The organism is Clavibacter sp., from assembly GCF_014802555.1.
In the GTDB taxonomy this organism is placed as follows: Bacteria; Actinomycetota; Actinomycetes; order Actinomycetales; family Microbacteriaceae; genus Clavibacter; species Clavibacter sepedonicus.
Genome location: NZ_JAAVCB010000094.1, coordinates 19,312 through 29,268 on the forward strand (window position 1 = coordinate 19,312; position 9,957 = coordinate 29,268).

Genomic DNA, 9,957 nt, shown 5'->3' on the forward strand with positions numbered 1-9,957 from the left:
CCCGCGGGCGAGCGTGCCGACCGCGTCCCGGTGCTGCTCTGGATCCCCGCGGGCGTCGCCCTCGCGTTCCTCGTGCTGCCGCTCGCGGCCCTCGTGGTGCGCGCGCCGTGGGCGACGCTGGGGGAGCGGCTCGCGGATCCCGGCATCGCGCGCGCCCTCGGCCTCTCCCTCGGCAGCGCGCTCGCCGCGACCGGGCTCAGCCTCCTGCTCGGGGTGCCGCTCGCGTTCGTGCTCTCGCGCTCGGCGGGGCGCCCGCCCGTGGTGCAGCGGATCCTCCGCGCGCTCGTGACCGTGCCGCTCGTGCTGCCGCCCGTGATCGGCGGCGTGGCCCTGCTGCTCCTGCTCGGACGGCGGGGGCTGATCGGCGGACCGCTCGAGGCGCTGACCGGGATCACCATCCCCTTCACGACGCCCGCCGTGGTGATCGCCGAGACCTTCGTGGCCATGCCGTTCCTCGTGCTGGCGGTGGAGGGGGCGCTGCGCGGCGCCGACCGCCGCTTCGAGGACGCGGCCGCGACCCTCGGCGCGAGCCGCTGGACCGTGCTCCGCCGGGTGACCCTGCCGCTCGTCGCGCCGGGCATCGGCGCGGGCGCGGTGCTCTGCTTCGCCCGCGCGCTCGGCGAGTTCGGCGCGACGCTCACCTTCGCGGGCAGCTTTCCCGGCGTGACCCAGACGGTGCCGCTGTCCGCCTACCTCGCGCTGCAGACGGATCCGGACGCCGCCGTCGTGCTGAGCCTCGTGCTGCTCGCGGTGTCGGTGGTCGTGCTGGTGAGCCTGCGCGACCGGTGGGCGTCGGGGGTGCACGCGTGAGCGCGTCGGCGTGCCGCGGGACGGCGGCCGACGGGCTCGACGCGCACGTCGTCGTCGAGCGACCCGCGTTCCGGCTCGACGTGCGCCTGCGGGTGCCGGCCGGATCCGCGACCGCGGTCGTCGGCCCGAACGGTGCAGGCAAGTCCACGCTGCTCCGCGCGCTCGCGGGGCTCGCGCCGCTCACGGCGGGACGCGTCGCGCTCGACGGCCGGGTGCTCGAGGAGCCGGGCGGGGGCGCGGCGCGGATCCCCGCCGAGGGCCGCGGCATCGGCGTCGTCTTCCAGGACCACCTCCTCTTCCCGCACCTGTCAGCGCTCCAGAACGTGGCCTTCGGGCCGCGCGCGCACGGGGTCCCGCGCGCGGATGCCGACGACCGGGCGCGCGCCCTGCTCGACCGGCTCGGGATCGCACAGCTCGCCGACCGCCGGCCCGCCGCGCTGTCGGGCGGCCAGTCGCAGCGCGTCGCGCTCGCCCGCGCCCTCGTGCTCGAGCCGGCGCTCCTCCTCCTCGACGAGCCGATGGCGGCGCTCGACGCGGGCACGCGACTCGACGTGCGCGACCTCCTCGCCGACGAGCTGCGGCGCTTCGGCGGGGCGGCGGTGATGGTGACGCACGATCCGGTGGACGCGCTCGCGCTGACCGACCGGATCCACGTGCTCGAGGACGGCCGCCAGGTGCAGGAGGGCGCGCCCGCCGAGGTCGCCGCCCGGCCCGCGACGGCGTACGTGGCCAGGCTCGTGGGCATGAACCGCTTGACGGGGCGGGACGCCGACGGTCAGGCCGTCGTGATCATCGCCGCGCCGGCGGACGTGCGGCTGGCCCGCGGACCCGCCCCGGAAGGCATCGGCGGCGGCACCCGCGACGTCGTGACGACCGGCACCGTGCGGCGGGTGGAGGGCGCAGCGGGCCGCGTCCGCGTGGCGCTGCGCGTCGCCGAACCGGATGCCGCCGTCACCGCGCTCGATCCCGCCGCGGTCGCCATCGAGCCGGGCACCGAGATCACCGCCGAGCTCGACGCCGCGTCCTTCGCCGCGCTCCGCCCGGTCGCGGCCGAGCGCCTCACCGTGCGGATCCCGCGCGGGATCTGATCAGCCGGCGTCCGGCCCGCCGGCGGTCACGCGCTCCCGGCCCAGCCGCCGCCGCACGACCGCGGGGATCAGCCGAGCGCGCCCGTCCGGCCCGAGCCGCACGAGCGAGCCGGCCACGACGATCACCAGGGCGGCCGCGAGCGCGATCTGCCAGGCCCACTCGTCCGGCGCGAACAGCCGCAGCGCGAGCGCGGCCACCACCGCGAACCACTCGCCGCGGCCCGTCATCGCGATGAACGGGATGAGCAGCAGCGCGTACCAGGGGTAGCGCGGGCTCACGGCGAGGAGCGTCACGCCGATCATCACGAGCTGGCCGAGCCACGGATCCGCCGGGTCGGTCCTCCACCAGACGAGGCCGGCGGTCACGGCGAGGATCAGCCCGACCGCGATGAGCCCGTACTGCCCGGGAACGACGAGCTCCACGAGCGGGAACCGCCCGCCGTCGCCGTAGCCCTCCTCCTGCAGGTAGCCGGGCAGGTAGCCGAGCACCGCGATCCCGGTGCTGAGCACGTACGGCACGTAGAGCAGGGCGAACGTGACGACCGCCGCGGTGATCACCTTCCAGGGCTGCTTCCGCAGCAGCGCCGGCGCCGCGATCACCGGGATGAGCTTCGTCGCGATGGCCGCGCCGAGGGCGATGCCGCCGCGCCACCGCATCCCGCCCGCGACGAGGAGCGACGCCGCGAGCGCGAGCAGCGCCCCGAGCGCGTCGACGTGCGAGTTCGTGACCACCTCGCTCGCCACCAGCGGGCACCACGCCCAGAGCGCCGCCCACCACACGGGCTTGCCGCGCTTCCGCAGCGCGCGGACGAGCAGGAGCGTCACCGCCGTCATCATCAGGAGCCCGGCGGCCTGGAACGCCCAGTACTCGGCCGTCACCGGGACTGCGGCGCGCACGCCCGCGAAGAACAGCTCGGCCATGGGCGGGTAGATGGTGGGGACCTTGGGGCGGTTGAGCGCCGTGCACATCGGCTCGTGCGTCTCCTCCTCGCGGACGCCTATGATCCGCTTCCCCTCGCAGGTGGCGGCTCCATCCGACCCGACGACGGTCTTCGGATAGAGCCAGTCGGGCCGGAGGTCCCGCAGCTCGGGGTCGGCCGGCGTGTAGCGATAGGGCGACTCGCCCGCGTTCTGCACGATGCCGTCCCAGGCGTAGCGCGCGGAGTCGGTGCTGGTGTTCGGCGGCCCGGCCATGGCGACCGCGCCGAGGCCCACCGATCCGAGGATGATGAGCGCAGCGGCGGATCGTGCCGGCAGCTTCCGCACCAGGAGGACCGCCGCTCCGAAGACCACCCAGATGACGACCACGAGCCAGAACAGCGGCGCGGCACCCTCGCGACGGAAGAACGCCTCGTCGTCGGCATCGCCGAACAGATCGAACGCGACCACCGACCATCCGGTGAGCGCGGCCATGACGACGAGGACGAAGGCGGTGAGGGCTGTGCGCACACCCCATCATGGCGGCGCGCGGCTCGACGGCCGCCGACCGGCCGCGGCCCGCCGTCCGCCGGACGGAGGACGGATCCGATGCGGACGCTGATGCACGAGACCAGGCGCCGCCTCGCCTCGCCCGCGCGCACGACCCGGCTGGCGGTCGTGATCGGCCGCCTCCTCGGCCTCGCCTTCCTGGTTTGCTTCGCGACGGGCCTCTACAGCCACTTCCTGCAGGACCCGCTGCCGTGGATGCGCTTCCCGACCGCGCCCGTGTCGCTCTACCGGCTGTCGCAGGGGATCCACATCACGGCCGGCATCGCGTGCGTGCCGCTCCTGCTCGCCAAGCTCTGGATCGTCTTCCCCGAGCTGCTCACGTACCCGCCGGTCACCGGGGTCGTCTCGTTCCTCGAGCGCGCGTCCATCGCCGTCTTCGTCGGGGCGTCGCTGCTCGAGGTGGCGATGGGCCTCCTCAACACCTTCCAGTGGGTGCCGTTCCCCTTCTACTTCCGGCAGACGCACTTCGCGCTGGCGTTCGTCGTGATCGGGTCGCTCGCGATCCACATCGGCGTGAAGCTGCCCGCCATCGCGGGCCACTGGCGGCGCGGGCAGGCGGACGAGTCGCCCATCGTCGAGGACCAGTCGGCCGCGACCGCCGCCGACGGCACCCCGGCCCGCGCGCCCCGCGGCGTCACCGGCCGCGTGCTCGCCTGGATCGACGACACCCCCGTCACGCCGACGCCCATCGCCCGCCGCGGCTTCCTCGTGGCGGTCGGCGCATCCGTCGCCGCGGTCGTGGGCCTCACCGCGGGCCAGTCGTTCCGGATCCTCGCCCCGCTCAACGCCTTCGGCCCGCGCGTCATGGGCACCGGCCCGCAGGGGCTGCCCGTCAACCGCACGGCCGAGGCCGCGGGCGTGACGGAGTCCGCGGTCGACCCCGCGTGGGCGCTCACCGTCTCGAACGGATCCGTCTCCAGGGCCTTCACGATGGACGACCTCCGCGGCATGGGGCTCGTCACCGCGACGCTGCCCATCTCCTGCGTCGAGGGCTGGAGCCAGTCGGCGACGTGGCGCGGCGTCCGCCTCATGGACCTGATGGACCAGGTCGGCGCCGACCCTGTGGCGCGCCTCCGCGTCACAAGCCTCGAGAAGAGCGGCGGCTTCCGGCGCACCGAGATGGGCCCGGAGTACGTGCGCGACCCGCTCACCCTGGTGGCGCTCGAGCTCGACGGCGCGCCCCTCGACATCCAGCACGGCTACCCGGCGCGCATGATCGCGCCCGGGCGTCCCGGCGTGCTGCAGACCAAGTGGCTCTCGACCCTGGAGGTCATGTGATGTCCGGCACCCGCACCCCCGCGCCCGGCGACGGCGCCCGCGTGACGCGCGGCATGGTGGCCGCCCGGATCGCGCTCGTCGCGATCGGCGTCGTCGGCCTCGCGTTCGGCGCGCGCACCCTGCTCGAGACCCAGCGCACCGACCAGGTCGTCGGCGTCGCCGTGTTCCTGCTCCTCGCGATCCTCGTGCACGACGCGATCCTGTCGCCCGTCGTCTTCGTCACCGGCCTGCTGCTGCGGAAGGCGGGCCGGCGCCTCCCTCCGGGCTCGCTCGTGATCGTGCAGGCCGGCGTGGTCGTGATGGCGGTGATGACCCTGGTGGTCGTCCCCGAGATCCGGGCTCGCGCCATCGGCAACGACAACCCGACGATCCTCATCGCGGACTACGCGCCGCGCCTCGCGCTCATGTGGGTCGCCACCGCGGTGGCGACGGCCGTGGTCGCGGCGCTCTACGCGCGCACGAGGCGGCAGAAGGACCGGCCGTCGGTCTCCCAGCACTGAACGAGGTCGAGGCCCGCGCCAGCGGCCATGCGCGCGACGGCGTCGCGGCCGACCTGCGCCCACGGGAACGGGTCGCTCGCGCGGCCCTGGCCGTCCTCGACCGTGCACTCGAAGGTGCGGTCGCGGGCGGGATCCGGGTGGGTCTCGACCACGAGCGCGCCCTGGTCGTCGAGGAGGTCGCCGCAGCGCGCGAGGAGCGCGGCCGCGTCGCCGCCGATGCCGATGTTGCCGTCGAGCAGCAGAAGCGTGCCCCAGCCGCCCTCGCGGGGCAGGCGCTCGAAGACCGAGCGGTGGAGCACGGGGAGGCCGAGGCCCGCGGCCATCTCGACCACGGTGGGGGAGACGTCGATGCCGAGCGCGCCGAGCCCGGCGTCCATAGCCGCGCGGACCATGCGGCCCGGGCCGCAGCCGATGTCGAGGACGGGACCGGCCGCGCCCGCGAGGAGGCTCGCGTCCACGGCGTCGGCGTCCGCGCTCCAGCGGCTGATGTCCATCGCCTCGGCGCTGTCGTCGTCGGACGCGAGCGACAGGAAGAGGACCCCGGAGTCGCGGAGGGCCCGGGCGTACGGTTCGCCGCCACCGGATCCGAAGGTGCGGACGCGCGCGGAGGCGCGGTCCTCGGGGTGGTCGACGGCCAGGCTCATGCGGGGTCCCTCTGCGATGTCGCGGATGCGGTGGTGGCGGCGCGGGTGCCCGCGCCGGTGTCCAGGGTTCGGAGCACGGCGGCGAAGCGATGGGCGGGCGCCGCTGCGGCCGCGTCGCGCGCGTCGGCGACCGTGTCCACGTCGGTGAGCTCGGGCAGCATCGCCACGTCGAGCCCCGCGTCGATCAGCCGCGACAGCTGCACCGCGCCCGTGTCGTCCCGGGACATGGGCACGCCGCGCACGAGCGCGCCGTCCGGATCCCGGAGGCCCAGCGCCCAGAAGCCGCCGTCGTTCGCGGGGCCGAACCAGGCGTCGGGGCCGCCCGCGCCGTCGGCCCACGAGTCGAGCACGGGGCGGAGGAGGGCGGCGGTGAGCTGCGGGGTGTCCATGCCGACGAGGAGGACGGGACCGTCGAGCGCGTCGTACATGGCGGCGAGCCGCTCGTCGAGGTCGCCCGCCACCTGCGGGATCACGTCGTAGCCGGCGGCCTCCGCGGGCGGGTTCGCACCGTCGAAGAGGAGCACGCGGCGCTCGGGCGCGGCGTCGTCGACGGCGGCGAGCGTGTCGGCGAGGGCCGCGGACGCGAGCTCGGCGGCCTCCTCGAGCGTGAACGGCGGGTGCAGGCGCGTCTTGACGCGGCCGGGGATGCACTCCTTGGCGATGACGACGACGGTGGTCACGCGGATCCTCCCGGGGTGCGGTCGGCGCCCACTGCCGCCGCTCGCGCCTCGGCCAGCACGCGTGACATGTCGCGCACGGCCGTGACGGTCCCGCGCACGGTGCCGGTCACCTTGGACCGCCCCACGCGCGGTGCGTACGGCATCTCCACCTCCAGGATGCTCCACCCGGCCGCCGATGCCCGCAGCAGCATCTCGAGCGGATAGCCGCTGCGCCGGTCGAGGATCCCCAGGCCCAGCAGCTCGGTGCGCCGCCCGCAGCGCATCGGGCCGAGGTCGTGCAGCGGCACACCCGTGATCCGCCGCAGCCGGCGGGCGAGCTCGAGGTTCGCGATCCGGGCGTGCAGCGGCCATGCGCCGCGCGTCGACGGGATCCGGCGGCCGAGCACGAGGTCGCGCTCGCCGTCGCGGACCGGGTCGACCACGCGGGGGAGGAGCGCCGGATCCATCGACGCGTCGGCGTCGCAGAACGCCACGAGCGGTGCGGTCGCGGCCTCGAGCCCCGCGTGCGCCGCCGCCCCGAACCCTCGGCGCCGCTCCTCCACCACGAGGGCGCCGTGCTCGCGCGCGACCTCGGCGGAGCGGTCGGTGGATCCGTTGTCGACGACGATCGCGCGGTACCCCTCGGGGAGGCGCGAGAGGACGAAGGGCAGGGCCTCCTCCTCGTCGAGGCAGGGGAGGACCACGTCCACGAGCGGTTGCGTCATCCGTCGAGCCTAGGAGGCCGCGCCTGCGCTCGTCCCGCACGCCCCCGCATCACCCGACGCCGGATGGCCGAGGGGTGACGGCTCGCTCGCAAGCCGGACACCCCCGGGGTCCGGCCCAGGGACCGCGCATAGTCTGACCGGGTGAGTCCCACCTACGATCCCGCGCGCGCCGACGCCGGGCGCCCCGACCCCGCGCGGCCCGATCCCTCGCGGCCGGATCCGCTGCGCGGCCGCCGCATCCTCGTGGTCGAGGACGACCCCACGGTGAACGAGGTCGTCTGCCGCTACTTGAAGGCCTCGGGCTTCCAGGTCGAGACGGTCGCCGACGGCCTCGAGGCCGTGCGCGTCGCCACCGAGCGCATGCCCGACCTCGTCGTGCTCGACCGCATGCTCCCCGGCCTCGACGGCCTCGAGGTGTGCCGGCGGATCCGCGCCCACCACCCCGAGTCGCCCGTCCCCGTCGTGATGCTCACCGCCCTCGGCCAGGGCGAGGACCGCGTGAACGGCCTCGACGCCGGCGCCGACGACTACCTCGCCAAGCCCTTCTCCCCGCGCGAGCTCGTCCTCCGCGTGCGCGCCGTCCTCCGCCGCACGGTGCCCGAGGCCGTGCCGGAGCCGCCCTTCGTCGCGGGCCCGTTCGTGCTCGACCTCGGCGCGCGCGAGATCCACCAGGCCGGCGTCATGCTGTCGCTCACCTCGCGCGAGTTCGACCTGCTCGCCTTCCTGCTCCGCAACCCGCGCCGCGTCTTCGGGCGCGACGACCTGCTCCGCTCGGTGTGGGGCTGGGAGATCGGCGACCTCTCCACCGTCACCGTGCACGTGCGGCGCCTGCGGGAGAAGATCGAGGCGGATCCCGCGCACCCCGTGCTGCTCGGCACCGTCTGGGGCGTCGGCTACCGCTTCGACCCGGACGCCGCGGCGCCCGCGCCGTCCGCCGCCGCGACGCCCGACGCCGACGCCGAGGCCGTGGATCCCGCCCCCTCCGCCGGGGCCGACGCGTGACCGCCGACTCCTTCCTCATCGTCGTCCTGACCGCGCTCGTCTGCGCCGCGGTCGTCGGCCTCGGCGCGAGCGTGCTGCTGCGCGCGCTCCGCAGACGCTCGCTCGTGCTGCAGATCTGCGTGGTCGCGCTCGCCGCCGTGCTCTCGGTCGTGGGCGGCATGGTCGCCGTCACCGCGAGCATGCTCGTCGACGACGCCGGCCTCACCGCGTTCCTCTCCGTCGCCGCCGTCTCCGCCCTCGTCTCCCTCGTCATGGCCGCGATGCTCGGCATGACCCTCGTGCGCGGCAGCCGCGAGCTCGGCCGCTACGCCGCGTCCATGGGCGAGGAGGCCGCCGTCGAGCCGGGACGTCCCACCAGCACCGAGTTCGCGCAGCTCGCCCGCGAGCTCAGCGCCGCCAACCGCCGCCTCGCCGACGCCCGCGACCGGATGGAGGCGCAGGAGCGCAGCCGCCGCGAGCTCATCGCGTGGATGTCGCACGACCTGCGCACGCCGCTCGCCGGGATCCGCGCCATGGCGGAGTCGCTCGAGGACGGCATGGTCGACGACGAGCACCGCTACTTCCGCCAGATCCGCGTGCAGGCCAACCGCCTCAACGGCATGGTCGACGACCTGTTCGAGCTCTCCCGGATCAACTCGGGCAGCCTTGAGCTCGCCGTCGAGCGCGTCTCCCTCTACGACATCGTCAGCGACACCGTGGCCGAGCTCGGCCCGGTCGCCCAGGCCCGCAAGGTCGATCTCCGGGGCGAGACAGCGCACGACGATCTCGTGGTGCAGGGCGACCCGCGCGAGCTCTCCCGCGTCGTCGGCAACCTCGTGATGAACGCCATCCAGCAGTCGCTCCCCGGCGGCCGCATCGTGATCTCCGCGCACCGCGACTCGGGCAACCTCGCCGTGCTCTCCGTCGAGGACACCGCGGGCGGCATCCCCGAGGCCGACCTCCCGCGCGTGTTCGACGCGGGCTGGCGGTCGACCGGATCCCGCACCCCGCGCGCGTACGGCAAGAGCGCCGCGGAGAAGACCGCGCTCGGCCCCGACTTCCCGGTCGCGCCCGTCGAGGCGACGCCGCCGGATCCCCAGGTGCAGGCCGAGGGCACGCACGACGGCGGCTACGCGTCGGGCGGCGGCGGCGCGGGGCTCGGCCTCGCGATCGTCCGCGGGATCGTGCGCGCGCACGACGGCGACGTCACCGTCCAGAACATCGACGGCGGCTGCCGCTTCGACGTGATCCTGCCGTACAGCAAGCCGGTCGCCTCGTGACCCGCGCGGCCCTCCGCTGGTGGTCCGCGTTCCTCGGGGTGGTTGCCGCGCTCGCCGTGCTGTCCGTCGCCGAGATCGCCGCGGCCTTCGTCGCCCCGGCGGCGAGCCCGGTGCTCGCGGTCGGCGCGCTCGTCATCGACCTCGTGCCCGCGGGCGTCAAGGACACGGTGATCGCCCTGTTCGGCACGGGCGACAAGGTCGCGCTCATCGTCGTGCTCGGCGTCGTGGTGCTCGCATCCGCCGCGCTCGCCGGGATCCTCCAGGTGCGCCGCCCGCCGCTCGGCGTGGTGGTGCTCGCGCTCTTCGCCGGCGTCGCCGTGCTCGCGGCCACCACGCGCGCCGGGGCCACGGGCGCCGTCGCGATCCCCACGATCGTCGGCATGATCGCGGGCGTCTTCATCCTCCACCGGGGCGCCGACCGCCTCCGCGACTGGCGGGACGCGGCGGATCGCGCGGCATCCGCGGCGGCCGCGGTCGCGGAGCCCGTGCGCGGCATCGCCCGCC

The 9,957-nt window shown here is 75.4% G+C and carries 10 protein-coding genes and 1 pseudogene; 7 read left to right on the forward strand and 4 right to left on the reverse strand.

The genetic code is table 11. From position 1 onward, the window contains the following. Positions 1–30: 30 nt before the first annotated feature. Both HDR73_RS10700 and HDR73_RS10705 read left to right on the forward strand, forming a co-directional pair. A complete protein-coding gene (locus tag HDR73_RS10700; protein WP_012299791.1) occupies positions 31–810 on the forward strand; it encodes an ABC transporter permease in 780 nt (259 codons plus the stop codon). Then, positions 807–1,898, forward strand: coding sequence for an ABC transporter ATP-binding protein (locus tag HDR73_RS10705; protein ID WP_012299790.1), 1,092 nt, complete (start codon positions 807–809; stop codon positions 1,896–1,898). The genes HDR73_RS10700 and HDR73_RS10705 overlap by 4 nt, the downstream gene beginning before the upstream one ends. Here the strand turns inward: HDR73_RS10705 and HDR73_RS10710 are convergent, their stop codons facing one another. Continuing rightward, complete coding sequence (locus HDR73_RS10710) at positions 1,899–3,347, reverse strand: glycosyltransferase family 87 protein (RefSeq protein ID WP_012299789.1); 1,449 nt, start codon at positions 3,345–3,347, stop codon at positions 1,899–1,901. It lies immediately after the preceding gene. 90 nt (positions 3,348–3,437) lie between these two features. On the opposite strand from HDR73_RS10710, the gene HDR73_RS10715 reads away from it, so the two are divergent. Both HDR73_RS10715 and HDR73_RS10720 read left to right on the forward strand, forming a co-directional pair. Next, complete coding sequence (locus tag HDR73_RS10715; protein ID WP_223842655.1) at positions 3,438–4,664, forward strand: molybdopterin-dependent oxidoreductase; 1,227 nt, start codon at positions 3,438–3,440, stop codon at positions 4,662–4,664. Beyond that, positions 4,664–5,164 carry a hypothetical protein gene (locus HDR73_RS10720; protein WP_049791941.1) on the forward strand — a complete coding sequence of 167 codons (501 nt, stop codon included), beginning with the start codon at positions 4,664–4,666 and terminating at the stop codon, positions 5,162–5,164. Before HDR73_RS10715 ends, HDR73_RS10720 begins: the two co-directional genes overlap by 1 nt. On the opposite strand, the gene HDR73_RS10725 is transcribed toward HDR73_RS10720, so the two are convergent. From HDR73_RS10725 to HDR73_RS10735, 3 genes are read right to left on the reverse strand one after another with little or no spacing between them, the layout of a single operon-like run. Continuing rightward, entirely contained in the window at positions 5,113–5,808 is a 696-nt protein-coding gene (locus HDR73_RS10725) for a class I SAM-dependent methyltransferase (protein WP_012299786.1), read from the reverse strand. The genes HDR73_RS10720 and HDR73_RS10725 overlap by 52 nt on opposite strands. Further along, positions 5,805–6,488: a TIGR04282 family arsenosugar biosynthesis glycosyltransferase gene (locus tag HDR73_RS10730; RefSeq protein WP_012299785.1), complete on the reverse strand. Its 684-nt coding sequence runs from the start codon at positions 6,486–6,488 to the stop codon at positions 5,805–5,807. Before HDR73_RS10730 ends, HDR73_RS10725 begins: the two co-directional genes overlap by 4 nt. Beyond that, entirely contained in the window at positions 6,485–7,192 is a 708-nt protein-coding gene (locus tag HDR73_RS10735; protein WP_012299784.1) for a glycosyltransferase family 2 protein, read from the reverse strand. Before HDR73_RS10735 ends, HDR73_RS10730 begins: the two co-directional genes overlap by 4 nt. A gap of 141 nt (positions 7,193–7,333) precedes the next feature. On the opposite strand from HDR73_RS10735, the gene HDR73_RS10740 reads away from it, so the two are divergent. From HDR73_RS10740 to HDR73_RS10750, 3 genes and pseudogenes are all read left to right on the forward strand, one after another. Then, a complete protein-coding gene (locus HDR73_RS10740) occupies positions 7,334–8,194 on the forward strand; it encodes a response regulator transcription factor (protein WP_041464684.1) in 861 nt (286 codons plus the stop codon). After that, the gene (locus HDR73_RS10745; protein WP_012299782.1) at positions 8,191–9,453 is read left to right on the forward strand and encodes a sensor histidine kinase; all 1,263 of its coding nucleotides are present in this window, start codon (positions 8,191–8,193) and stop codon (positions 9,451–9,453) included. The genes HDR73_RS10740 and HDR73_RS10745 overlap by 4 nt, the downstream gene beginning before the upstream one ends. Further along, a pseudogene (locus HDR73_RS10750) lies at positions 9,450–9,957 on the forward strand (molybdopterin-dependent oxidoreductase); the annotation flags it as partial. The gene HDR73_RS10745 and the pseudogene HDR73_RS10750, both read left to right, overlap by 4 nt.

Bases quoted from the DNA above. Each gene is read 5' to 3' on its own strand.
- HDR73_RS10720 (WP_049791941.1), top strand. From the start codon at position 4,664: ATGTCCGGCACCCGCACCCCCGCGCCCGGCGACGGCGCCCGCGTGACG.
- HDR73_RS10725 (WP_012299786.1), bottom strand. From the start codon at position 5,808: ATGAGCCTGGCCGTCGACCACCCCGAGGACCGCGCCTCCGCGCGCGTC.
- HDR73_RS10735 (WP_012299784.1), bottom strand. From the start codon at position 7,192: ATGACGCAACCGCTCGTGGACGTGGTCCTCCCCTGCCTCGACGAGGAG.
- HDR73_RS10715 (WP_223842655.1), top strand. From the start codon at position 3,438: ATGCACGAGACCAGGCGCCGCCTCGCCTCGCCCGCGCGCACGACCCGG.